The organism is Lentzea sp. HUAS12 (assembly GCF_024125735.1).
Lineage (GTDB): Bacteria > Actinomycetota > Actinomycetes > Mycobacteriales > Pseudonocardiaceae > Lentzea > Lentzea albida.
Window position 1 is genome coordinate 5,016,418 of the sequence record NZ_CP099738.1, and the last position, 23,304, is coordinate 5,039,721.

A 23,304-nucleotide genomic window follows, 5' to 3' on the forward strand; every position below is an offset into this window, starting at 1 on the left:
ACGCCAAGATTCGTAACTGGCCCCCTCCCACTTACTGAATCGTTTTTGTGTCTGCGACCAGCCATGACTTACTGTGTGTGGCGTCACGCCCGTCCGTGGGACGCCACCGTTGTCGTCTCGTGAGGGCCCCACCACGGCCCGTGATGACCCGGAGACCCCCATGACCGAACTGCATCCTGTTCTGACCGAGGTGACGCGCCGGATCGCCGCTCGAAGCGCCGACTCCCGCCGCGCCTACCTCGAGCGCGTGGCCGCCGCCGCGCAGGACGGAACGTCCCGGTCCGGCTTCGCGTGCAGCAACCTGGCGCACGGCTTCGCCGGAATCACCGGCGGCGACAAGGCGGCGCTGCGCGCGCTGCGCAGGTCCAACGTCGCGATCGTGTCGTCCTACAACGACATGCTGTCGGCCCACCAGCCGTTCCAGGAGTACCCGGCCTGGATCAAGGACGCGGTGCGCACCGCCGGCGGCGTGTCCCAGTTCGCGGGCGGCGTTCCCGCGATGTGCGACGGCGTCACGCAGGGCCGTGACGGCATGGAGCTGTCGCTGTTCAGCCGCGACGTCATCGCGATGTCCACCGCCGTCGCCCTGTCGCACGAGATGTTCGACTCCGCCCTGCTGCTGGGCGTGTGCGACAAGATCGTGCCGGGCCTGCTGATCGGCGCGCTGTCGTTCGGGCACCTGCCGTCGATCCTGGTGCCCGCGGGCCCGATGGAGTCGGGCCTGTCGAACAAGGAGAAGGCCCGCGTCCGGCAGCTCTACGCGGAGGGCAAGGCGTCACGCGACGACCTGCTGGAGGCCGAGGCCGCCTCGTACCACTCCCCCGGCACCTGCACGTTCTACGGCACCGCGAACTCGAACCAGATGGTCGTCGAGGTCATGGGCCTGCACCTGCCCGGCGCCTCGTTCGTCCCGCCGGGGACCGCGCTCCGGCGCGCCCTGACCGAGCACGCCGGCCGCCGCGCCGTCGAGATGGCCAAGGGCGAGGGCTACACCCCGATCGCGCACGTCGTCGACGAGAAGGCCGTCGTGAACGGCGTCGTGGCCCTGCTGGCCACCGGCGGCTCCACGAACCACACGATGCACCTCGTCGCCATCGCCGCGGCCGCGGGCATCGAGCTGAGCTGGGACGACTTCTCGGACCTGTCGTCGGTCGTGCCGCTGATCGCGCGGGTCTACCCGAACGGCAGCGCCGACATCAACCACTTCCAGGCGGCGGGCGGCGTCCAGTTCGTCGTCGGCACCCTGCTGGACTCCGGCCTGCTCCACGGCGACGTCACCACGGTCGCCGGCCACGGCCTCGACCGCTACCGCCAGGAACCGAAGCTCGTCGACGGCGAGCTCACCTGGGTCGACGGCCCCGGCCGCTCGCTCGACCTCGACGTCCTGCGCCCGGCCACCGACCCGTTCGCCTCCGACGGCGGCCTGCGCATGCTCTCCGGCAACCTCGGCCGCGCGGTCATCAAGGTCTCGGCCGTGGCGCACGAGAACCACGTCGTCGAGGCCCCGGCCCGCGTCTTCACCACCCAGGAGGCGTTCCAGGAGGCCTTCAAGGCGGGCGAGCTCGACCGCGACGTGGTCGTCGTCGTCCGCCAGCAGGGCCCCCAGGCCAACGGCATGCCCGAACTCCACAAGCTCACCCCGCCGCTCGGCGTGCTGATGGACCGCGGCTACAAGGTCGGCCTCGTGACCGACGGCCGCATGTCCGGCGCGTCGGGCAAGATCCCGGCGGCCATCCAGCTGACCCCGGAGGCGGCGGTCGGGGGCCCGCTCGGCCGCGTCCGCGACGGCGACGTCGTGCGGCTGGACGCCACCGCCGGGACGCTGGAGGTGCGGGTGCCGGCGGAGGAGCTCGCGACCCGGCCCCTGGTGGACTTCCCGCCGACCAGCCGCGAGTGGATGGGCACCGGGCGGGAGCTGTTCGGCGCGTTGCGCCGCAGCGTCGGGCCGGCCGACCGCGGGGCGACGGTGTTCGGGCCGATCACGGCCGACCACTTCGCGCCGGTCACACACCACTAGTCGGGGGCGGCGCGACCAATATATTGGTCGTGGGTGCTGCTGACCTGCTGGTGAGCGGGTGGGACCGTGGACGACGAAGTCGACGGGTTCGCCGCGCGGGGACGGTCGGACGACGAAGTCGTCACGCTTGCTGTGGAGTGCGGTGGGACGACGAAGTCGTCGGGCTCGCCGCTCAGGCGCGGTGGGGCGACGAAGTCGTCGCGTCAGCCACAGCGGCGGGCTTCCCGCGACGAACTCGTCGCACAGTCGTGACGAGCCCGGTCGACGAAGTCGACGGACCCACCCCAACGGGCGGCGGCCCACCGGCCACCAGCCGACGCCGCCCACCCACGCCAGACGCCACCAGCAGGCGGCCGGCCAGTATGCGATATATCGGTTTTCGATCAAGGAGTTGACCAGTGACCCACGGCGCGACCACCGGAGCCGACCTGCTCGCGCTCTCGCCCGTCATCCCCGTCGTCGTGGTCGACGACGCCGACCACGCGGTGCCGCTCGCCCGGGCGCTGCTGCGCGGTGGCGTCCGCGTCATCGAGCTCACGCTGCGCACGCCCGCCGCGCTCGCCGCGATCGAGAACGTCGCGCGCGAGGTGCCGGAGATCGTGATCGGCGCCGGCACCGTCACGGCACCGGAGCACGCCGAGCAGGCAGCCAAGGCCGGGGCGGCGTTCCTCGTCACCCCCGGCACCACCGACCGCGTGCTCGACGCCGCCGACGCGACCGGGCTGCCGTACCTGCCCGGCGCGGCGACGGTGTCCGAGGTGATGCGGCTGGCCGAGCGCGGGCTCGACGCGCTCAAGTTCTTCCCTGCCGAGGCGGCGGGCGGGGTCGACTACCTCAAGTCGATCGGCGGGCCGATCCCGCACATCCGGTTCTGCCCGACCGGCGGCATCACGCCGCAGAGCGCGCCGAACTACCTCGCGCTGCCGAACGTCGGCTGCGTCGGCGGCTCGTGGCTCGCCCCCAAGGACGCGCTGCGGGCCGGCGACTGGGACCGCATCGAGACGCTCGCCCGCGAGGCGTCCCGGCTCGGCTAGAGCTCAGGACCACAGGGCGGCGACGAGCTCGGCCCGTCCCGCGATGCCGAGCTTGCGGTAGGCGCTCGACAGGTGCAGCTCCACGGTGCGCCGGGTGAGGTGCAGGGCTTCGGCGATCTGCCGGTTCGTGAGGCCCTGCACCGCCATCCGCGCGACCCGGTTCTCCTGCTTGGTCAGGCCCTGGACCTGGTCGTCCCCGTCGCGGACCTCGTCGCCCGCGAGCTTGGCCAGCGGGTGCGCGCTCAGGTGCCGGGCCAGGTCGAACGACCGCTGCAGGTGCTCGGTCGCGTCGGCACGGCCCTTGCGGCGCAGGTGGTGCCCGAGCCAGTACGACGACTGGGCGTGCAGCAGCCGGTGCGGTGTCGCGGCGAGGAGGTGTTCCGCCTCGGCGAGGACGTCGACGTCGTCGGTGCTGATGCCGACGCTCATCAACGCCGTCCCGACGACCCTCGGCGATCCCCACCGCTTGGCCAGGTCGAGTTCCTCGTGCGCGAGCCGTGCCGCGTCGTCGCGGTTTCCCAGCGCCAGATAGGCGCGCACGGCGTGGTGACGCCACGGCATCAGCGCCGGGTTGGGCATCTCGCGTGCGGCGAGGCGCCTGCCCGCGTCCAGCAGGTCCTCGAGCCCGCCCTCCGCGTGGCAGGACGCGAGCTTGAGCCGGCCGCGGGCGTAGACGACGTTGATGTGCTGCAGCAGGTTCCCGTCCTCGGCGACGAGCGGGGCGGCCTCGTCGAACTGCCCCATCTCGATGCACACCTCGGCCAGCTTCGCGGTCGCGAGCACGACGGCGGGGCAGTCCGGGTCGCCGGTCGACACAGGTGGCGTCAGGAACGTGTACGCGCGCGCCAGGTCACCGCTGTTGTGGAACGCGGAGGCGCGGGCGATCATGCTGAGCGTCCCGCGGCGCAGGTGCGGGTCGTGCGAGACCGGCGCGGTGCTGTGCGAGAGCCAGAACTTGGTGCTGTGCTCGGGGTTGTCGACGAGGACCGGCAGCAGGAACGTGAACACGTAGGGCTCGCCGAACACGTCGACCCAGTCGCCCTCGAGTGCGTCGAGCGCGTGCCCGACGGCTTCGGCGTAGGAGTCACCGCTGCGCGCGTTGCCGATGGCGAGCAACGCCGACCGGGCGCGCTGGAGGTCGGGGGCCTGCGGGGTCTCGCCGACGAGGTCGTCGAAGTACTTGCCGGCGCAGTTGGCCATGCGCGCGTCGCGGTTGGCGGCCAGCAGGTAGGTGGTGCAGACGAGGTTCCAGACCATGTCGCGGTCCTCCGGCAGCAGCCGGGCGACGACCATGATCGCGAGCGAGACGGCGAAGTGCGCGTCCGTGCCCGTGCACATGCGCCGGATCAACGCCAGCGCGACGTCCGCGGACAGGTGCGGGTCCTCGCACCGCATCAACGCGTCGCGCACGCGGTCGCGGCCGGACGCGTTGTCCTGCAGGTGTTCCGTGTGTCCCAGCTGGACCTCGATCGCGAGCCTGTCCTGTTCGGACAGGTGTTCCTCCAGCGCTCGTTCCAGGTGCTCCACGCCGCCGCCCTCGCGCAACAGGCCTACGGCCCAAGGTAAGCGGACGGATCTGGCCTTCAGGACGTGCTCGGCGACGCGCTCGTGCGGCGCGTCCGACTCGAACAGCAGCCATGCGGCGCGGGCGTGCGCGGCGGACCGGACCGCGATCGGCATGTCGGCGAGAATGCTGTTGCGCACGAACGGATACCGGAACGTCAGCGGGTCGGTGTCGGCGAGCACGCCGAGCCGGACGAGCATGTCCACGGCGGGCAGCGCGTCGAAACCGGTGAGCGCGGACAGCAGTTCGATGCCGGCGTCGGAGTCCAGGACGGCCGCGGAGCGCGCCACCTCGGCGGCTCCCGCGTACTCGCGCAGCCGCATGCCGATCAGCTCGCCGACGGACGCCGATCCCTCGCCTTCCTCGCGCAGCAGGGCTTGCAGCAGGTAGGGGTTGCCGCCCGTGAGCTCGTGACAGCGCTTCGGGTCGCGGCCGGGGAGGTGCTCGGTGAGGACGCCGACGGCGGCGACGTCGAGGCCGTCGAGGTCGAGGCGGTTCGGGTGGGAACCGGCGATCTCGGGCAGCGTGACCTCGTCCGTGGCCAGATATCCCTGGGACGCGCCGAGTGCGATGACGACCGGCATGTGCCGCAACCGGGGACGCAGGTAGGCGATGGCGCGCTTGGAGAAGGTGTCGGCGACGTGCACGTCGTCGACGACCATCAGGATCGGCGCCTTGCCGGCGGAGTTCGCGGCGCGCGCGTACAGCTCCTCGAGGTCGTGCTCGTTCGCGAGGCACGGCGCGAGCTGGCGCACCACGGCACCGGGGAGGTGGCTCTCCAGACGCGCGCTCTTGGCCAGGCGGACGGTGAAGCCGCGGTCGCGGGCCTCGGCGGCGAGCGCGTCGAGCACCGCCGTCTTGCCGATGCCGAACCCGCCGGTGACGACGACGCACGAGCCGGTTCCCGCGACCGCGTCGTCGAGCAGGCGTCCGAGAGCCGCGAGTTCCGCGTCCCTGCCGAGTAGTGGAGATGTCATCGCTGTCCACTCCCTGCCTTCGGTACCGAGAGGACCTCAGGTCGAAGGTGCCGGTGTTCCTTCGGTGGCGACCGTAGAGACCTGCGCTTCGTCGTCGGGCAAACTTACCCACAGGTAACGGTCGACGGAACTGCGAGCTGTTCGCAGCCGGAGGGTGAGAGCGAGCGATGATCTTCGCCGGGCTGGTGCGCGCATGGGTGCGCCTCGCCTGCCTGCTCACCGGCTCCCACCAGGACTCATCTGCGTTCGAGCAGCGGGAACAGCTCGTCGTGAGCGGGCTCGGCGCGGATGAGTGTGCTGACGTCGACGGGGTCGGCGTGCGAAGCGAGCGATTCCACGACCGACAGCACCGCGGCGATGGCCACCACGACGCCCGCCGCCACCACCAGGACGCTGCGCGCGATCGAGCACGGCCGGCGCGCGCCGGGCGGGTTCTCCCGCAGCACCGGCCGCAGCACCGGCGCGAACTCACCGAAGTCGGCCGCGTCCCGGCGGCAGTTCTCGCACCCGGCTAGGTGCCGGGAGAAGGCGACGTGCTCCGCCGGGTCGAGCACACCCAGCGCGAACGCCGCCACGTCACCGCACGGAGCCTCCTGGCCCGTGCGGTCTTCCTGATCTTGCTCCTGCTCCGCTCCCGCGTGCCCGTGATGTGGTTGACGGATCACCATCACTAGCTCCTGTCCTGCAGCGCCCGGCGGATCGTGTGCATCGCTTTGTAGAGCCGGGACTTGACGGTTCCTTCCGGGACTCCGAGAACGATCGCCGCCTCCTTCACCGTTCGTCCCATGACATACGTTTCGTAGACCGCTGAACGGTGTTCATCACTCAATTGGCGTACTACGTCGACAATAACCATCACCGAAAGTGTTTGTTCCGTGTCGTCCGGGTATTCGGCGATGTCCGGGCGCAACAATTCCACTTCCTGCGGGCGCGCCTGGCGGCTGCGCCATCCGTCGATCACAATGCGACGAGCCACAGTACAAAGCCAGCCGCGCAACATCCCCGGTTCGCGAACGAGGTGCGCGGAGTTCTGCCAAGCCCTGATCAACGTCTCCTGGACGACGTCTTCCGTCCACTGGCGGTCGTAGTTGGTCAGACACAGGACCTGCGAGTACAGCATCCGCTGAAACTGCCCGTAGAGCAGCGTGAGCAATTCTTCGTCCTGGTGGGCTTGTGCGACCTTGCCCTGATCACCCATGAAGCTGACGACCTCCCCAGATATCGGCGACGGGTTCGCTTCGGGCGGCAGTCCTAGCGACTCGGTGGCCGAGCGTGGAATCCATTGAATGGTACAGCGCGAACGCGAAAACCTCTCGGGTACGTAAATCGAGCGCTAATGGTTCGCGGAATATACTGTGATCCACATCACATCAGCATCGTCAGGTGTTCCGTGAACTCCGATCTCACCTGCTCGTATCACCTTCGAAGGCAGCTCGATCGTGGGGAGGAACGGGCACTATGCGTCACCGTTTGGGCACTCTGGGGCAGCGCGCGGCGCTGTTCACCATGTTGTCCGTCGTATTCCTGGGGGCTTTCATCGGAGCCGTCCCGGCCCGTGCCCAATCGACGGAAGTGACCTCGTCGGACCGTTCGTTCCTGGTATCCCTGCGCCAACTGAACTCGTGGCTCGTCCCGGTGAGCAAAGAAGTGCCTTCGCGTACCACGGACGCGGCCATCGGCAATGCCGGGCGGGACATCTTCGAGGGCCATTCGCGGCTCGACGTCGACCTCCGGAAAACAGCGCAGGAACTCGGCGTGATCATGCAGAACGACGTCAGCGGTGAACACCAGTCACTCATCGACGAGATGGCGGAACGCACCGGTGACAACCACGACCGCGCTTACGCGACGATCGTCCGGCAAGCGCAGGGCGGGCTGTTGGTGATGGCGGTCCAAACGCGGGCGACAACGCAGAACACCGAGATCCGGACGCTTTCCCACCAAACCGTTCAAACGCTGATCCGCACGATGACGGTCCTCGAGAACACCGGCAAGGTCGACCCGTCGGCACTGGAACTGGTGACCGCCAAGGCGCAGGTGAACGCGGTCCGCGTCCTCGGCCAGAACGTCGAACCGTCGGACCGGGAATTGCTCGTCCTGCTCACCCGGCATTCCCTGTGGCAGAAACCGGCGAGCCGCGAGAGCTCGGATCGCGCCCGTGACGCGAAGGTCCGCAAGGTCGCGGGTCAGCTCGCCGCCGAGCACACCCAGCTGACCCAGGCGGTCACGGAGGCCGCCCGCCAGATCGGCGTGGACCTCCCGTCCGAGCCCACGACGGAGCAGAAGTCGTGGGCGAACGCCATCTCGTCCAGCTCGGGTGCGGAGCTCGACACCATGTACGCCAACCTGTCCCGCGCGGCCGACGGCTCGCTCATCACCCAGGTCGCCCACTCGCGCGCGACGACGAAGAGCCTTCCCGCGCGCATCGCGTCACAGACCGCCCTGACCCTGCTGCTCAAGCACATGCTGCTGCTCGAGGGCACCGGTCTGGTGAAGGCGAACTCGCTGCAGATGACCGACGTCCCCGCCATCGCGCAGTCGAAGTCCAGCAGCGGCCCGCCGCCGCAGGAGGGCGGCGGGCCGTCGACGAGCGTCGCCCTCCTGACCGGCATCGTCGTCCTCGTCGTCGCCGGCGCGGGCACCCTGTGGCTCGTCCGCGCGGTCGGCCACCACGGCGAACACCGCCGCTGACCGCTACCCGCCGCTCGACCGCGGTGCCGTGTCCACGCGTTCGACGGTGTGCGCCTCGGTGGGGTCGACCGCCTCCCACCTGTCGACGAGCCGGTCGATCACGGCGGCCGGCACCGGCGCCGGACGCGCGCGGTTGCGGGCGTGGACCACGTCCTTCGGTGCTTCCAGCCCGACCAGGGTGACGCGGGCGCGGTAGTCCGCGGCGAGCCCGATGCAGCGCTCGCGGAGTTGCTGGGAGATGTTGGTGGCGTTCCAGACGAACGGCTCCCCCGCCCGCAACAGCACGCGGGCCTCCTCGAACGCGGCGGCGGCCACCGCGCGCTGGTCGCCGTCGGGCGCGATGCCGAGCCGGGCACGCACCGCGTCGAGGCTCACCACCGGCAGACCCGGCCTGTTGTGCGCGATCCAGTGGTCCTTGCCGACGCCCGGCAGGCCCGACAGCACGGTCACCTCGACGCGCGTGTCGTCGTAGGCGGCGTAGTCCGGGTCGCGGCCGGGCGTGCGGAAGTACTGGAAGCGGGCGTGGTCGGACGGGAAGACGCGCGGGCGGTCCAGGCACGAACGCTCGCGGCAGTACTCCTCGAACAGCGCGATGTTCTCCAGCACCGACTCCGCGTCACCGCAGATCCGGCCGAAGATGTCGGCGCGGGTGAGCGTCGCCAGGTCGTCGTTGCGCGCGAGCAGGCTCACCCGGAACGCGATGCGGTCGAGGTCGGGCCGTTCCAGCGCCCAGAACGGGACCTGGTGGTGCCGCACCAGCGCGGCGACGTGCTCGCGCCAGGCGATCGGGCGTCCCATCTCCCACAACAGCCTGCGTGCCAGCAGGTCACCGGCGCGCGAGTGGCCGTGCGCGGTGACGCGGCCGTCGGCGATCTGGGTGCGGAACGGCTTCGCGGCGTCGTGCAGCAGCACCGTCGCGAACAACCGCACCCGATCCGGGAGAGGACGCGAACGCCACTCGGGCAACGACACCAAGGCCTCGCACGCCATCCGGGTGTGCGTGGCGACGTCGCCTTCGGCGTGGTGCACCGGGTCCTGCGGCACGCCCTCCATGGCCCGCACCCACGGGAACGCCGCGCGCACGGCGTCCCAGTCCAGCGTCCACTCAGGACCGGAGGGGCAGAGTTCCTCAAACACGGGCCGCCACCTGGTTCGGCAGGATCGGGCGATCCTGCCAATGGCTGCCCGAGTCGAGCACAGCGGTGAGGAACGTCGGCCGCACCCACTTGTAGCGCCCGACCGTGCGCCCGTCCTCCTCCACCTTGACGTAGAGGCCTTCCATGTCGTCGTCCGAGTCCGTTTCCGCGATGACGACCTCCGGGTCCTGACCGGCCGCGCGCGCCGCGCCGACCAGCGCGTCACGCCAGCCGGAGGTGCGGCACGTGGACGGACCGACCAACGCGGTCAGGTCCTTCAGGCGTCGCAGCGGACCCTCGTGCAGCACCGGCACGGACACCACCGGCGTGCCATCGAGCAGCCGCCGCCGTTCCGGAGTGGACAGGAACTCGCCCGACGAGCGGTCGAGCACGTCGAACTCGCAGAAGTGGTGCGGCAGCGCGTCGTAGAAGACGGTGTGTTTGGCGTACAACCATTCCCCGTACAGCACGTACCGCGCGCCGAGCCTCTCCCACAGCACGCCCTGGTGCGTCGCGGCCCACGCCTTCAACGGCGCGAACTGGCGTTCCCGCGGCCCACCCGCCAGGAAATGGCCGCGTGACTGGAGTTTCAGCACGCCGCCGGAGTCGAAGCTGATGCCCGCGTTGGCACCGTCGAGCTTCTCCTCGACGACGAGGTGCCGCCCCGCGATCGCGCGGAACGGCACCTGGTCGAGGTCCTCGTCGCCCGGTTGCAGGCGCGAGCCCTCGAGGTGGGGCGTTCGCGGGTACTTGCGCAACATGCCCCGATTTGTAACCCGCCGGCGTGCTCGCGGGCCACCGGTTTACGCCTGGCCGACGAACGCCGCCTTGTCGGAGTTGAAGGTCGGCTCGAACACGAGCTGCATCTCACCGGGCTGCGCGCCCACCGAGTACGCGACGTGGAACGTGTACGCCTTGCCGGGCAGCACGGTCGCCGAGTCGACCGTGCTGTCGCAGGCACCACCGCTGTCGAACACCCTCTCGGCCTTCTGCCCGTTGAACTGCGCGTCGGTGCCCATCGACATCAGCGCGGTCTCGAACGCGGCGGTGGTGCCGTTCGTGATGGTGACCTCGAACTTCACCGCGCGGGTGATGGTGGACGGCGACGCGAACTTGCCGGGCGTGCACGCGACCGGCGCGGCGACGTCGACCGAGAGGCCGTTCGCCCACGAGTACCGCTTGCCCCACGTCGGGTTCTCGGCGAGCGCGTTCTGCTTCGCGGTCTCGCCGGGCGCACTGACCTGCCCCTGGTTCACGTCCCCGTTCAGGATCTTGTCGAGCTCCTTCACGGCGGCCTGCTGCGCGACCACCGTCAGCACGATCGCGAGGACGCACAGGGCGACGCCGACGAGCGCGAGTACCTTGCGGGTGCCGAACAACGCGATGACGCCGAGCACGATCCCGACGAACGCGGCGACCGCGGTGAGGTTGTTGAGGAAGATGACCCACGAGCCGACGACACCGACGATGCCGAGGATCACCGCGGTCCAGGCGAGCGCGCCGAACCTCGCGGGCTTCGGCGGTGCGACCGGGGGCTGGGCGTAGACGGGCGGCGGGTAGGTCATCACGGCTCCTGTCGGCGTTGACATGTGACCACCACGTCGATTGGTCCGCTTCACCCGTTAGCACCACCGAACGCGCTCACCCGATCGAACTACAAGAGGCCAGGCGGCCGACTCCTGAAGGTAGCTGACTGACTACGATGAGTGCATGGTTCGACTCGTCGGAACTCTGCTGGCCGCGATCGCCGCACTCGGCGTCGTACCGGCGCCCGCCCAGGCCGCGGTGGACTTCAGCGGCACCGTGAAGCTCAGCAACTGCTCCGGCTCGCTCGTCCGCCTGCCCTCCTCGGCGCCCGAGGACAAGGCGCTCGTGCTCACGAACGGACACTGCGTCGACCTGATGAAACCGGGCCAGGTGCTCGTCGACCAGCCGTCGGACCGCACCTTCACGCTGCTCGGCGGATCCGGCACGCAGATCGCGAAACTGCAGGGCACCAGGCTCGTCTACGCGACCATGACCGGCACCGACGCCGCGCTCTACCGGCTCGACAGGTCCTACCAGCAGATCCAGCAACAGCACGGCAGCCGCGCGCTGGAACTGTCGGCCACGCGCCCCGTCACCAAGTCGGAGATCCGGATCGTCTCCGGCTACTGGACGAGGATCTACTCCTGCCAGGTCGACGACTTCGTCCACCAGGTCAGGGAGGCGAGCTGGACCTGGAACGACTCGCTGCGCTACACGCCTTCGTGCAACACCATCGGCGGCACTTCGGGTTCGCCGATCATCGACGCCGCGAGCGGCAAGGTCGTCGGCGTCAACAACACCGGCAACGAGAGCGGCGGCCGCTGCACGATGAACAACCCGTGCGAGGTCGACGCCACCGGCCAGATCACGGTCCGCAAGGACACCAACTACGGCCAGCAGACGTACGGCTTCGCCGCCTGCTTCGCCCCCGGCACCCGGCTGGACCTGACGCTTCCCGGCTGCGAGGTCGCGAAGCCCTGAACGCGAAGGAGCCGGGACGCCCCTGCCCGCGTCCCGGCTCCTCCGTCCCTCCCCCTACCGCGCCGCACGCACGATCAGGTCGGCCACGATGTCCGGGTGCGACACGGCCACCGAGTGCGAGGCTCCCCGGACCTCGACGACCGCACGGCCGTGGGCGCGCTCGGCCATCCACTTCTGCGCGGCGATCGGGATGTTCTTGTCCTTGCCCGCCACCACGAAGTACGACGGGATGGTCTTCCAGGCGGGCTCGCCTGCCTTCTCGTTCAGCGCGGTGTCGTTGATCGGGCGCTGGGTCGCCGCCGCCAGGGTCGCGTCCTCGCGGGACACGTCCGCCGCGAACTGCTGCCAGTACTTGTCCTGCGCGATCACGAGGTCGGTGGTGCCGTCGCCGAGGGCGATGGGCCGCACCGCCTCACCGAGGGTGCTGCCGGGCAGCTTGTTCGACAGTTCGAGAGCGCTCTCGCCCTTCTCCGGCGCGAACGCCGCGACGTAGACGAGCGCCTTCACGTTCGGGTTGCCGAGCGCCGCCTGCGACTGGACCATGCCGCCGTAGGAGTGTCCGGCGAGGACGATCGGGCCCTCGATCGTGGCCAGCACCTGCTTGAGGTAGTTCGCGTCACCGGTGACGGACCTGAGCGGATTCGCGACCGCCACCACCGGATATCCCTTGCGCTGCAAGCGCTCGACGACACCGTTCCAGCTGGACCCGTCCGCGAACGCGCCGTGCACCAGCACGACGGTCGGCTTCTTGGCGCCCTTCTTCTCGGCGTTCTCCGCGGCACCCGCGCCGGACGGGACAACGGCGGCCAGCGCCAGCAGCGTCCCCAGAACCGCGAACACCTTGCGAACTCGCATTGGTCTCTCACTCTCTCATCGGGCACCGTGGCGGTGGTGCATCGCGTTCGATTAGGTCGTGCACGATGTAAGTTACCCGACGAGTTACCTCGCACGCGATGTGTTTCAGGCCACTGGTCGGCGCCGGGAGGCGACGCCGCCGATCGCTCCTTCGCGTCAGCCGCACCAAGGGTCTCCGGGGGCCGGTCACTCCATCTGGCGGCCTTGCCCAGGCGTCACGCCTCGCGCTCGGCCCCGTGCTTCACCCGCTGCAGCGCCTTGCGGAGGATGGCGATCTCCTCCAGCGTCATGCCCAGTGCCGCGCCGAGCTGGTTGAACATCTCAGCGCCGATCCACCGCAGGTCACGGCCCTTGTCGGTGAGCTGCACGAGCACGGACCGCTCGTCGTCGGGGTGCGTCACGCGCACCAGCAGACCACCCTTCTCCAGCCGCTTGATCAGCGGCGAGAGGGTGCTGTACTCCAGGTCGAGCTCGCGCACGAGCTCCCGGATCGGCCGCGAGTCCCGCTCCCACAGCAGCAACATCACCAGGAACTGCGGATAGGTGATGCCCGCCTTGTCGAGGATCGGGCGGTAGAAGCCGGTGACCGCCCGCGACGTCGTGTAGAGGTCGAAGCAGAGCAGGTCCGAGACCGTGGGGGTCACGGCGGACGGCGCATCGGGAGTAGTGCTCACGCGATTCAGGCTACTCGGCACGACCCGGCCGGGCGGCGTGATCGAGTGCGGCACGGCGAACCGGCCGGCCCCGGTCTACGACCAGGGCTCGTCCAGTGCCGACGCCTCGGCTCCCTCGTTGCGCAGTTCGTCGCGCACCACGCGGTAGGCGAGACCTTCCGCATAACCCTTGCGCGCCAACGCACCCACGAGCCGACGGATCTTCGTCGTCTCGTCCACGCCGGACAGGGTGCGCAGGCGTTTGCGGACGAGCTCGCGGGCGCGCTCTTCCTCGGCCTCGCCGTCGACCGCGGCGACGGCCTCGGCCACCACCTCGTCCGCCACGCCCTTGCGGCGCAGTTCCATGGCCAGGGCACGGCGGCCCAGACCGTTGTACGTGTGCCGGGAACGCACCCACATCTCGGCGAACTGCGCGTCGTCGATCAGGCCGGCGCGGTCGAACTTGCCGAGCACGACCTCGGCGGCACCGGCGCTGATCCCCTTGCGCAGCAGGGCGTCGTGCAGCTCCTGCCGTGAGCGGGCCCGAGCGGTGAGCAGCGCGTAGCAGATGTCCCGCGCCTTGCGCTGCTCCTCAGCCTCGTCCAAACCCCACTACCTCTTAGAACTCGACCGGCGCGGCGGGAGCCGCCTCTTCGGCGTCGAGGGTGGCGCCGATGCCGAGCTTGTCCTTGATGCGCTTCTCGATCTCGTTCGCGATGTCCGGGTTGTCCAGCAGGAACTTGCGGGCGTTCTCCTTGCCCTGGCCCAGCTGGTCGCCCTCGTAGGTGTACCAGGCACCGGACTTGCGCAGGATGCCCTGGTCGACGCCCATGTCGATGAGCGAGCCCTCGCGGCTGACGCCCTTGCCGTAGAGGATGTCGAACTCGGCCTGCTTGAACGGCGGCGCGACCTTGTTCTTCACGACCTTGACCCTGGTGCGGTTGCCGACGGGCTCGCCGCCGTCCTTCAGGGTCTCGATGCGGCGCACGTCCAGGCGCACGGAGGCGTAGAACTTCAGCGCCTTACCACCGGTCGTGGTCTCCGGGGAGCCGAACATCACGCCGATCTTCTCGCGCAGCTGGTTGATGAAGATCGCGGTCGTGCCGGACGCGTTGAGCGCACCGGTGATCTTGCGCAGCGCCTGGCTCATGAGGCGGGCCTGCAGACCCACGTGGTTGTCGCCCATCTCGCCCTCGATCTCGGCGCGCGGCACGAGGGCGGCGACCGAGTCGATGACCAGGATGTCGAGCGCTCCGGAGCGGACCAGCATGTCCGCGATCTCCAGCGCCTGCTCACCGGTGTCGGGCTGCGACACCAGCAGCGCGTCGGTGTCGACGCCCAGCTTCTTCGCGTACTCCGGGTCGAGGGCGTGCTCCGCGTCGATGAACGCGGCGATGCCGCCGGCCTTCTGGGCGTTCGCGACGGCGTGCAGGGCGACGGTGGTCTTACCGGAGGACTCAGGACCGTAGATCTCGACGACGCGACCCCTCGGCAGACCGCCGATGCCGAGCGCCACGTCCAGCGCGATCGCGCCGGTCGGGATCACCTCGATCGGGGCACGGCCCTCCTCGCCGAGGCGCATCACGGAGCCCTTGCCGAACTGCTTGTCGATCTGCGCCAGGGCCAGCTCGAGCGCTTTGTCCCGGTCGGGTGCTGCGGGTGCCATCTTGGGTCCACCTTTTGTCGTCTGCCGTTGCTTCGTCATGTTGGACCTGACGCTACTGGCGGGGTCTGACAATTCTGCGAAGCCGGGGGTCGCGGCCACTGTAGCCGAACACGTGTTCGAGCACACGTGACACTCCGAACCGCCATCTCAGCGGCGGTTCTCGGGAACTTCGAAGGCGTCGCAGACCGCGACCCAGACCTCCTTGGCGCCGATCCCGGCCTCCAGGGCCTGGTCGGCGGTGCGGCCGCCGAGCGACGACAGCACGTGGTCGTGGGCGATCATCTCGGCCCTGAGCTGGCCGAACTCCCCCGCCATGAGTTTGCGGAACATGGTGATGCGCACCGAACGACCCTAACGAACCGGCTTTCGCAGGGACGCGAAGAGGCACACCACGAGCAACGGCAGCGCGGTGAACCCGACGATCAGCCCGAGCGCCGCGTAGGACCACGCCGTGACGACGATCCCGGACACCGCTCCCCCGACCGCACCACCGACGTTCATCACCAGGTCGGAGAGTCCCTGCGCGGCGGGCCGGTCGTCCACCGGCACGGACTCCGTCAGCAGCGCGGACCCGGCGACCAGCCCGGCCGACCAGCCGAACCCGAGCAGCGCCAGTCCCACGGCGAGCTGCGGGGCGGCGTGCGAGGGCGCCATCCCCGCGACCCCGGACGCCGCCACCACGAGCGACGCGCCGAGCGCGAGCACCGGCACGCGGCCCAGCCGGTCCGCCATCCACCCGAACAACGGGCTCGCGGCGTACATCGCGGCTACGTGCAGGCTGATCACCACGCCGACCACGCGCAACGACGACCCCGAGTGGTTCATGTGCACGGGCGTCATCGACATCAGCCCGACCATCGCCGTGTGGCACAACGTCACACCAACGAGTGCAAGCCTGGCCATCGGCCCGAGCGTTCCCCAGACCTTCAGGCCACCGGGGGCCGCGCTCGAGCCGCCCGCGCAGTGCGCAGGTTCAACCGGTCGTGTGCTCTTCACGACGACCAGCGGGTCCGGCCGCAGCCCGAACTGGATCACCAGCACCGCGGCGCCGAGCACGACGGCCGCCAGCAGGAACGGCCCCGCGTCCGCCGGCAGGCCGAGGGAGCCTGCCACCCGCCCGGCGGGGTCGGCGAGGTTGGGACCGATGACGGCGCCGATCATGGCCGCCCACACCACGCGCGAGAGTTCACGCGCACGGCGGTGAGGATGCGCCAGGTCCGTTGCGGCATAACGGGCCGCGTAGTTCGCGCTGGAGGCCCCTCCGAACAGGAGCAGCCCCACCAGCAGCAGCTGCCACAGGCCGAGCCCCACGGCGACGGCGGCGACCAGTGCGCCGAGCCCGCCCATGCCGTAGCCGAGGACGAGCGCGGGACGCCGTCCACCGCGCTGGGCGAGGCGGGCACCGGGCAGGGCGAGCAGCGCGGCACCGGCGACGGCCGCGGTCTGCGCGAGCCCGCCGACGGCCTCGGACCCGGACAGGGAGGCGGCGATCAGCGTGCTGAACGCGAGGCCGATCGTCACGGCCGCCGACCCGAGCACCTGGGTGCCGGTCAGGACGCGGACGACCTTGCGCTGCACGCGTTCGACCTGCGGCGCGACGGTCACCATGATCACGATCGTGGCACGGTCCGGCGGCGCGCCGACAGGTCCATCAGGGGCGGTTACTCACCCGGTTGCACGGACTTCTCGAAGAAATCGGCCATTTCGTCGGCCTTGAGCTCGTCCGCGTTCTCCTCGGCGGTCTTGGTGAGGATGCCGAACATGGGGCGGTCCTTGGCCGTGAACACCAGCACGCCGGTGCCGCTGGAGGTGGCCACGCGGTAGGCGCCCTGCAGGCCGTTGCCGGTCCAGTCGGCTTCGACGCGGTCGGTCTGGAACGACTTCGCGATGGCGTCGGCGTTGTTCTCGGCACCGGTGACGCTGTCGGTGAGGATGTACTGCACCGCGTAGCCGTCGCGGATCGTGCAGCTCACGACGGTGCCCTTGATCTCCTCCATGCCGGTGATCTGCGCGGAGTCGGCCTTCTCGCAGCCGCCGCCGTCCGGCACGGTGCCCGCGAGCTGGCGCAGGCACTTCGTGAAGCCCTGGCCGTCCTGCGAGGTGTCGTCCTTGCACTCGTCGGCGCTGGGCAGGCCGGGACCGGACAGCGCGACGACCGCGCCGATGATGCCCGCGACCACGAGGACCGCCGCGCCGGCGCCGACGAGGACCTTCCTGTTGTCCTTCTTCGGCGCCTTCTGCTGCGGGAAGTTCGTCGGGTAGCTGCCGCTGACGTTCGGGTTCACCGGGTAGGTGCCGCTGCCCGAGTACGCGCCGCTCGGGTAGGACCCGCTCGGGTAGGAACCGCTGGGGTACGACCCGCTCGGGTAGGAGCCGCTGATCACCGGGTTCGGGCCGCTGACGTTCGGGTTGACCGGGTGCGGGCCGCTCACGGCGGGGCTGACCGGCGCGGTCACGACCGTGGGCGGCTCGACGAACTTGGGCTTGTCGTCCTCGGGCTTGAGCGTGATCGTCGCGCGGTCCACGACCTGCGCGCCGGACGCGACGATCGTCTCCGGGTGGTCGGGGTTGGTCGGGACGATGCCGACCTTCTCCGCGATCACCTGCGCGACCAGCGGCATCCGGCAGGAGCCGCCGACGAGGTAGACGTGCTCGGGCGTGACACCGGCCTTGCGGACCGTGGAGATGAGCACCTCGGTGCTGCGGATCAGGCTCGGCCTGACCAGGGCCTCCAGCTCGGCGCGGGTGATGACGACCTTCTCGAACGGCTCCGGCATCAGCACCTCGACCTGGGGCAGCTCGGAGAGGTCCTCCTTCGCGAGCCGCAGCTCCTCGCGCAGGCCGAGGCGCGCGCGGTGATCGTCGACGGTGGTGGGGCGCAGCAGCCGCTGCCAGCCGGCCGGGTCCTTGTGCGAGACCATGCGGCCGATGTGCTCCAGCAGCGCCTGGTCGATGTCGAGGCCGCCGACGTCGCTGAGGCTGCCGTCGGCGAGGATGCGGTGCTCGGAGTCGAGCACGGAGACGTCGAACGTGTCGGCGCCGAAGTCGTAGACGGCGAGGGGGCGGCCGCCGCCGAGCGAGGCCACCGCGATGGCCTCGGGCACGGGCACGAGCTCGCCGGTCATGCCCGCGAGCCTGGCCGAGGACAGCAGCTTGTTGCGCCTGCTCGGGCCCCATTCGGCCGGGTGCGTCAGGCGGATCTCGTCGAGGTGCTCGCCCTTCAGCAGCGCCGTCACGGCCTCCATGACGCGCGCGTAGATGGCCGCGAGCGCGTCGTTGGTCGGCAGGTTCTGCTCGCCGAGCCTGATCGTCGCCTTGTCGATGTGGCGCTTGGGGTTCGCCTCGTAGCGCGACGGGTCCTGGCGCGAACGCCGCTCCGCCTCCCTGCCGACGCGCAGGGAGCCGTCCTCGTCGAGGTAGACGGACGAGGGCATCGTCGGCCCCCCGTCCACATCCACCACACCGTGGTCGGACAGCACCGCAACCGTGTTGGCGGTGCCCAGGTCGACGGACAGGACGCGCACCGTGCTCCCCTCGAAGGACGTACCCGGTGATCGTGCCACAGCGGGCTTCGGCGGGTGCTCGGACCTGCGTAATCAGAAATTGTCGGACCCCGGCGTCATGATGGTCGCCATGGACGTGATGGAGGCATTCTCACCGGCGACCAGGCAGTGGTTCGCCGGGGCCTTCGCCGCGCCCACGCAGGCCCAGACCGGGGCGTGGGCGGCCGCGGCGGCGGGCGAGCACGCGCTGGTCATCGCCCCGACGGGCTCGGGCAAGACGCTGGCCGCGTTCCTGTGGGCGCTCGACAGGCTGGCGTCGTCCTCCGTGCCGGAGGAGCCGAAGCGGCGCTGCCGGGTGCTGTACGTCTCGCCGCTGAAAGCCCTGGCGGTGGACGTCGAGCGCAACCTGCGCGCGCCGTTGACCGGCATCCGGCAGGCCTCGCAGCGGCTGGGGCTCGCGGAGCCGTCGATCGCGGTCGGTATGAGGACGGGCGACACGTCCCCGGAGGAACGCAGGGCGTTCGGGCGCACGCCCCCCGACGTGCTGGTGACGACCCCGGAGTCGTTGTTCCTGCTGCTGACGTCGTCGGCGCGGGAGTCGCTGCGCGGCGTCGAGACGGTGATCGTCGACGAGGTGCACGCGGTGGCGGGCACCAAGCGCGGCGCGCACCTGGCGTTGTCACTCGAAAGGCTGGATTCGCTGCTGGACAGGCCGGCTCAGCGGATCGGGTTGTCGGCGACGGTGCGGCCGGTCGAGGAGATCAGCACGTTCCTGGCCGGCGGGCGGCCGGTGTCGGTCGTGCAGCCGAAGACCCCGAAGGTCATCGAGGTCGAGGTCGAGGTGCCGGTCGAGGACATGGCGCAGCTCGGCCAGCCGACCGGCGAGGTGTCGGGCTCCGCCGCGGGCGCGGAGCAGCGCACGTCGATCTGGCCGTCGGTCGAGGCGCGCGTACTGGAACTGGTGCGGGCGCACCGGTCCACGATCGTCTTCGCGAACTCGCGGCGGCTCGCCGAACGGCTGACCGCGCGCCTGAACGAGCTCGCGGAAGAGGCTTCAGAGCTGGAGTCGTTCCCCGCCGAGGCGATCGGCCAGTCGGGGATGACGGTGCAGAAGACCGCGTCCGTCGCCCGTGCGCACCACGGCTCGATGTCACGTGAACAGCGCACCTCCGTCGAGGAGGACCTGAAGTCGGGGCGCCTGCCCTGCGTCGTGGCCACGTCGTCGCTGGAGCTCGGCATCGACATGGGCTCGGTCGACCTGGTGGTGCAGGTGGAGGCGCCGCCGTCGGTCGCGTCCGGGCTGCAGCGCGTCGGCCGCGCCGGGCACCAGGTGGGCGCGGTGTCGCGGGGCGTGATGTTCCCGAAGTTCCGCGGCGACCTGGTGTCGTGCGCGGTGGTGGCGGAGCGGATGCGGGACGGCGCGATCGAGGCCGTGCGGTTCCCGCGCAACCCGCTCGACGTGCTGGCGCAGCACGTCGTCGCGATGGTGGCGATGGAGACGTGGACGGTCGAGGAGCTGACGGCGCTCGTGCGGCGGGCGGCACCGTTCGCGGGGCTGCCCGACTCGGCGCTGAACGCGGTGCTGGACATGCTGTCCGGCCGGTACCCGTCCGAGGAGTTCGGCGAGCTGCGGCCGCGGATCACCTGGGACAGGGTCAACTCCGAGCTGCGCGGCCGTCCTGGTTCGCAGCGGCTGGCGGTCACGTCCGGCGGCACGATCCCCGACCGGGGGATGTACACCGTCATGACGCCGCCGTCGGAGAACGGTCCGGGCTCGCGCGTCGGCGAGCTCGACGAGGAGATGGTCTACGAGTCGCGGGTCGGCGACACGTTCCTGCTGGGCACGTCGTCGTGGCGGGTCGAGGACATCACGCACGACCGGGTGATCGTGGTGCCCGCGCCGGGGCAGCCCGCGCGGATGCCGTTCTGGAAGGGCGACGCCCCCGGCCGTCCGCTGGAACTCGGCCGTGCGATGGGGAAGTTCCTGCGCGAAGTGTCCACGATGGAGGATTCGGCCGCGCGCGAACGGGCGGTGTCGGCCGGACTCGACGAGTGGGCGACGGACAACCTCCTGGCGTACCTGGGCGAGCAGCGGGAGGCCACCCGGCACGTGCCGAACGACAGGACCGTTCTGGTGGAACGGTTCCGCGACGAGCTGGGCGACTGGCGGCTCGTCGTGCACTCCCCGTTCGGCGCCCAGGTGAACGCGCCGTGGGCGTTGGCGATCGCGGCCCGGCTGCGCGAGAAGCGCGGTGTGGAGGTGCAGGCCGCGCACTCCGACGACGGCATCGTGCTGCGGCTGCCCGACGCGCTGGACTACGAGGGCGCGGAGGTGACGGCGGGCGCGGAGGACGTGCTGCTCGACCCCGACGAGGTCGAGCAGATCGTGGTCGCGGAGGTGGGCGGTTCGGCGTTGTTCGCGGCCCGGTTCCGCGAGTGCGCGGCCCGGTCGCTGCTGCTGCCCCGGCGTGATCCGAAGCGGCGCACCCCGTTGTGGCAGCAGCGTCAGCGGTCGGCGCAGCTGCTGTCGGTCGCCGCGAAGTACGAGAGCTTCCCGGTGGTCCTGGAGGCGATGCGCGAGTGCCTTCAGGACGTCTACGACGTGCCGGGCCTGAAGGAGCTGATGTCGGACGTCCGCGCGCGCAAGGTGCGCGTGGTCGAGGTCGAGACGCCGTCGCCGTCGCCGTTCGCCCGCAGCCTGCTGTTCGGGTACGTCGGCATGTTCCTCTACGAGGCGGACGCCCCGCTGGCGGAACGGCGGGCGGCGGCGCTGTCGCTCGACTCGACGCTGCTCGCGGAGCTGCTCGGCTCGGAGGCGATCCGCGAGCTGCTCGACCCGGAGGTCGTCGCCGAGGTCGAGCAGAGCCTGCAGCGCCTCTCCGAGGACCGCCGCCCGCGTCACGCCGAGGACGCCGCGGACCTGTTGCGGTTCCTCGGAGATCTGTCGGACGCGGAGGCGCTCGAACGCGGCGTGCCCCGCGAGTGGCTGGACGAGCTGCTGGCGCAGCGCCGGGTCATCCGGGTCCGGATCGCCGGCGAGGAACGCACGATCTCGATCGAGGACGCGGGCAAGGTCCGCGACGCGCTCGGTGTCGCCCTCCCGGTCGGCGTGCCGGAGGCGTTCACCGAACCGGTGGCGGATCCGCTGGGCGAGCTGCTGAGCCGTTACGCCCGCACGCACGGTCCGTTCCCCGCCTCGGAACCCGCCGCGCGCTTCGGCCTGGGCGTGGCCGTGGTGACGGGCGTGCTCGAACGCATGGCGGCCACAGGCCGGTTGGCGCGCGGCGAACTCCGCCCCGGCGGCACGCACACCGAGTACTGCGACGCGGACGTGCTGCGCCGCCTGCGCCGGGCGTCGCTGGCGCGGCTGCGGTCCGAGGTGGAGCCGGTCGAACCGGCCGCGCTGGGCAGGTTCCTGCCGCAGTGGCACGGGCTGGGCCGCCGGTTGCGCGCGGCGCCGACGCTCGACGACGTGTTCTCGGTGGTGGAACAGCTCGCCGGCGCACCACTTCCGGCCAGCGCGCTGGAGTCGCTGCTGCTGCCGTCGAGGTTGCCGGGCTACTACCCGGCGCTGCTGGACGAGCTGACGGCGTCCGGCGAGGTGACGTGGACGGGCTGCGGCGCGCTGGCGGGCGGCGACGGCTGGATCGCGCTCGCCCCGACCGACGTGGCCGACCTGCTGCTGCCGGACCTGGTGCCGGAGTCGATCCCGGAGTCACCGCTGCACACGGCGGTCCTGGAGGCGTTGTCCGGCGGGGCGTTGTTCTTCCGCCAGGTGGTCGACCGGGCGTCGGCGTCCGTGACGTGCACCGACGCCGAGGTCGTCGGCACGCTGTGGGACCTCGTCTGGGCGGGCCTGGTCACGAACGACACGCTGTCGCCGCTGCGAGCCCTCGTGTCGGGCGGCGGCGCCGCCCACAAGCCCCGCCGAGCCGCCCCCCGAGGCCGCTACGCCCGCCTGCGCTCCCGCCCGGACATGCCTTCCCGCACGGGCCCGCCCACCGCCGCCGGCCGCTGGTCGCTCGCGGTGACCCCGGCCGAAAGCCCGACCCGCCGAGCCCACGCGCGGGCCGAGGCCTTCCTGGAACGCCACGGCGTCCTCACCAGGGGCGCCCTCGACACCGAGCGCGTGACGGGCGGCTTCAGCGGCGTCTACAAGGTGCTGCGGGCCATGGAGGAGTCGGGCCAGGTCATCCGCGGCTACGTCGTGGAAGGCCTGGGCGCCGCCCAGTTCGCGGCCCGGGGCGCGGTCGACCGCCTGAGGGCGCTGTCCCGCCCACCGGGCCAGCAGTCCCAGGCCGACCAGACCGCGGTGGTCCTGGCCGCGGCCGACCCGGCCCAGCCCTACGGCGCCGCCCTGGCGTGGCCGGACCCGCTCGGCGAAGGCAAGCACAGGCCGGCCCGCAAGGCAGGCGCGCTGGCCGTCCTGGTGGACGGCATGCCCGCCCTGTACGTGGAACGAGGAGGCAAGTCCCTCCTCTCGTTCACCGACGACGACCCGACCCTCCGCACGGCCGCGAACGCCCTGAGCCGAGCAGTCCGCGACGGCTGGCTGGGCCAGCTAGCGGTCCAGCGGGCCGACGGCGAGGTGGCGCTGACCTCGCACCTGGCCACGGTCCTGCAGGAGGCGGGCTTCCGCGCAACCCCGAAGGGCCTGCGCCTGCGGGCCTGACCCAAGCCTCCGCCGGGCCGGGCTGGTC

Annotated in this window: 19 protein-coding genes; 6 read left to right on the forward strand and 13 right to left on the reverse strand. The window is 70.9% G+C overall.

The features are described from left to right. The first annotated feature begins 160 nt into the window (after positions 1–160). The 3 genes from edd (at position 161) to eda (ending at position 3,051) form a co-directional block, all read left to right on the forward strand. Entirely contained in the window at positions 161–2,017 is a 1,857-nt protein-coding gene (gene edd / locus ND450_RS22230) for a phosphogluconate dehydratase (RefSeq protein ID WP_253320696.1), read from the forward strand. 66 nt (positions 2,018–2,083) lie between these two features. Then, positions 2,084–2,269, forward strand: a complete 186-nt coding sequence (locus tag ND450_RS22235; protein WP_253320697.1) for a hypothetical protein — start codon at positions 2,084–2,086, stop codon at positions 2,267–2,269. Positions 2,270–2,415: 146 nt separating this feature from the next. Then, positions 2,416–3,051 (forward strand): bifunctional 4-hydroxy-2-oxoglutarate aldolase/2-dehydro-3-deoxy-phosphogluconate aldolase, encoded by a 636-nt coding sequence (gene eda, locus ND450_RS22240; protein ID WP_253320698.1) that lies wholly within the window; start codon positions 2,416–2,418, stop codon positions 3,049–3,051. Between the two features lie 3 nt (positions 3,052–3,054). On the opposite strand, the gene ND450_RS22245 is transcribed toward eda, so the two are convergent. From ND450_RS22245 to ND450_RS22255, 3 genes are all read right to left on the reverse strand, one after another. Then, complete coding sequence (locus ND450_RS22245; protein ID WP_253320699.1) at positions 3,055–5,592, reverse strand: LuxR family transcriptional regulator; 2,538 nt, start codon at positions 5,590–5,592, stop codon at positions 3,055–3,057. 236 nt (positions 5,593–5,828) lie between these two features. Next, the gene (locus ND450_RS22250; RefSeq protein WP_253320700.1) at positions 5,829–6,260 is read right to left on the reverse strand and encodes a zf-HC2 domain-containing protein; all 432 of its coding nucleotides are present in this window, start codon (positions 6,258–6,260) and stop codon (positions 5,829–5,831) included. Between the two features lie 2 nt (positions 6,261–6,262). Next, positions 6,263–6,790: a sigma-70 family RNA polymerase sigma factor gene (locus ND450_RS22255; protein WP_253320701.1), complete on the reverse strand. Its 528-nt coding sequence runs from the start codon at positions 6,788–6,790 to the stop codon at positions 6,263–6,265. Positions 6,791–7,098: 308 nt separating this feature from the next. Here ND450_RS22255 and ND450_RS22260 point away from each other — a divergent pair, with 308 nt between their 5' ends. Next, positions 7,099–8,283, forward strand: a complete 1,185-nt coding sequence (locus tag ND450_RS22260; RefSeq protein ID WP_253327973.1) for a DUF4142 domain-containing protein — start codon at positions 7,099–7,101, stop codon at positions 8,281–8,283. 3 nt (positions 8,284–8,286) lie between these two features. Here ND450_RS22260 and ND450_RS22265 read toward each other — a convergent pair whose 3' ends face one another. Genes ND450_RS22265 through ND450_RS22275 form a run of 3 tightly spaced genes read right to left on the reverse strand, consistent with a single transcriptional unit; the run spans position 8,287 to position 10,984 of the window. Beyond that, positions 8,287–9,420: an AAA family ATPase gene (locus ND450_RS22265; protein ID WP_253320702.1), complete on the reverse strand. Its 1,134-nt coding sequence runs from the start codon at positions 9,418–9,420 to the stop codon at positions 8,287–8,289. Then, positions 9,413–10,180 carry an RNA ligase family protein gene (locus ND450_RS22270; protein ID WP_253320703.1) on the reverse strand — a complete coding sequence of 256 codons (768 nt, stop codon included), beginning with the start codon at positions 10,178–10,180 and terminating at the stop codon, positions 9,413–9,415. Before ND450_RS22270 ends, ND450_RS22265 begins: the two co-directional genes overlap by 8 nt. Before the next feature lie 42 nt (positions 10,181–10,222). Beyond that, positions 10,223–10,984, reverse strand: a complete 762-nt coding sequence (locus ND450_RS22275; protein ID WP_253320704.1) for a hypothetical protein — start codon at positions 10,982–10,984, stop codon at positions 10,223–10,225. A gap of 145 nt (positions 10,985–11,129) precedes the next feature. Here ND450_RS22275 and ND450_RS22280 point away from each other — a divergent pair, with 145 nt between their 5' ends. After that, entirely contained in the window at positions 11,130–11,927 is a 798-nt protein-coding gene (locus ND450_RS22280) for a serine protease (RefSeq protein WP_253320705.1), read from the forward strand. Between the two features lie 54 nt (positions 11,928–11,981). On the opposite strand, the gene ND450_RS22285 is transcribed toward ND450_RS22280, so the two are convergent. From ND450_RS22285 to ND450_RS22315, 7 genes are all read right to left on the reverse strand, one after another. Beyond that, on the reverse strand, positions 11,982–12,782 hold the full coding sequence (locus ND450_RS22285) for an alpha/beta fold hydrolase (RefSeq protein WP_253320706.1): 801 nt from the start codon (positions 12,780–12,782) through the stop codon (positions 11,982–11,984). 215 nt (positions 12,783–12,997) lie between these two features. After that, the gene (locus ND450_RS22290; protein WP_177230100.1) at positions 12,998–13,456 is read right to left on the reverse strand and encodes a MarR family winged helix-turn-helix transcriptional regulator; all 459 of its coding nucleotides are present in this window, start codon (positions 13,454–13,456) and stop codon (positions 12,998–13,000) included. Between the two features lie 75 nt (positions 13,457–13,531). Then, positions 13,532–14,041 carry a regulatory protein RecX gene (locus ND450_RS22295; RefSeq protein ID WP_089924309.1) on the reverse strand — a complete coding sequence of 170 codons (510 nt, stop codon included), beginning with the start codon at positions 14,039–14,041 and terminating at the stop codon, positions 13,532–13,534. 13 nt (positions 14,042–14,054) lie between these two features. Continuing rightward, entirely contained in the window at positions 14,055–15,101 is a 1,047-nt protein-coding gene (gene recA / locus ND450_RS22300; protein ID WP_089924312.1) for a recombinase RecA, read from the reverse strand. Positions 15,102–15,248: 147 nt separating this feature from the next. Next, positions 15,249–15,443 (reverse strand): DUF3046 domain-containing protein, encoded by a 195-nt coding sequence (locus ND450_RS22305; RefSeq protein WP_177230101.1) that lies wholly within the window; start codon positions 15,441–15,443, stop codon positions 15,249–15,251. Positions 15,444–15,452: 9 nt separating this feature from the next. Continuing rightward, positions 15,453–16,709: an MFS transporter gene (locus ND450_RS22310; RefSeq protein ID WP_253320707.1), complete on the reverse strand. Its 1,257-nt coding sequence runs from the start codon at positions 16,707–16,709 to the stop codon at positions 15,453–15,455. Between the two features lie 53 nt (positions 16,710–16,762). Then, positions 16,763–18,625, reverse strand: a complete 1,863-nt coding sequence (locus tag ND450_RS22315) for an Hsp70 family protein (RefSeq protein WP_253320708.1) — start codon at positions 18,623–18,625, stop codon at positions 16,763–16,765. Positions 18,626–18,734: 109 nt separating this feature from the next. Between ND450_RS22315 and ND450_RS22320 the strand changes: the two genes are divergently transcribed. Continuing rightward, positions 18,735–23,276 (forward strand): ATP-dependent helicase, encoded by a 4,542-nt coding sequence (locus ND450_RS22320; protein WP_253320709.1) that lies wholly within the window; start codon positions 18,735–18,737, stop codon positions 23,274–23,276. Positions 23,277–23,304 lie beyond the last annotated feature (28 nt).

What these genes read in the sequence shown, in the direction of transcription:
- edd (WP_253320696.1), top strand. Translation starts at nt 161, where the DNA reads ATGACCGAACTGCATCCTGTTCTGACCGAGGTGACGCGCCGGATCGCC.
- ND450_RS22245 (WP_253320699.1), bottom strand. Translation starts at nt 5,592, where the DNA reads ATGACATCTCCACTACTCGGCAGGGACGCGGAACTCGCGGCTCTCGGA.
- ND450_RS22250 (WP_253320700.1), bottom strand. Translation starts at nt 6,260, where the DNA reads ATGGTGATCCGTCAACCACATCACGGGCACGCGGGAGCGGAGCAGGAG.
- ND450_RS22255 (WP_253320701.1), bottom strand. Translation starts at nt 6,790, where the DNA reads ATGGGTGATCAGGGCAAGGTCGCACAAGCCCACCAGGACGAAGAATTG.
- ND450_RS22260 (WP_253327973.1), top strand. Translation starts at nt 7,099, where the DNA reads ATGTTGTCCGTCGTATTCCTGGGGGCTTTCATCGGAGCCGTCCCGGCC.
- ND450_RS22270 (WP_253320703.1), bottom strand. Translation starts at nt 10,180, where the DNA reads ATGTTGCGCAAGTACCCGCGAACGCCCCACCTCGAGGGCTCGCGCCTG.
- ND450_RS22275 (WP_253320704.1), bottom strand. Translation starts at nt 10,984, where the DNA reads ATGACCTACCCGCCGCCCGTCTACGCCCAGCCCCCGGTCGCACCGCCG.
- ND450_RS22280 (WP_253320705.1), top strand. Translation starts at nt 11,130, where the DNA reads ATGGTTCGACTCGTCGGAACTCTGCTGGCCGCGATCGCCGCACTCGGC.
- ND450_RS22285 (WP_253320706.1), bottom strand. Translation starts at nt 12,782, where the DNA reads ATGCGAGTTCGCAAGGTGTTCGCGGTTCTGGGGACGCTGCTGGCGCTG.
- recA (WP_089924312.1), bottom strand. Translation starts at nt 15,101, where the DNA reads ATGGCACCCGCAGCACCCGACCGGGACAAAGCGCTCGAGCTGGCCCTG.
- ND450_RS22310 (WP_253320707.1), bottom strand. Translation starts at nt 16,709, where the DNA reads ATGGTGACCGTCGCGCCGCAGGTCGAACGCGTGCAGCGCAAGGTCGTC.
- ND450_RS22320 (WP_253320709.1), top strand. Translation starts at nt 18,735, where the DNA reads ATGGACGTGATGGAGGCATTCTCACCGGCGACCAGGCAGTGGTTCGCC.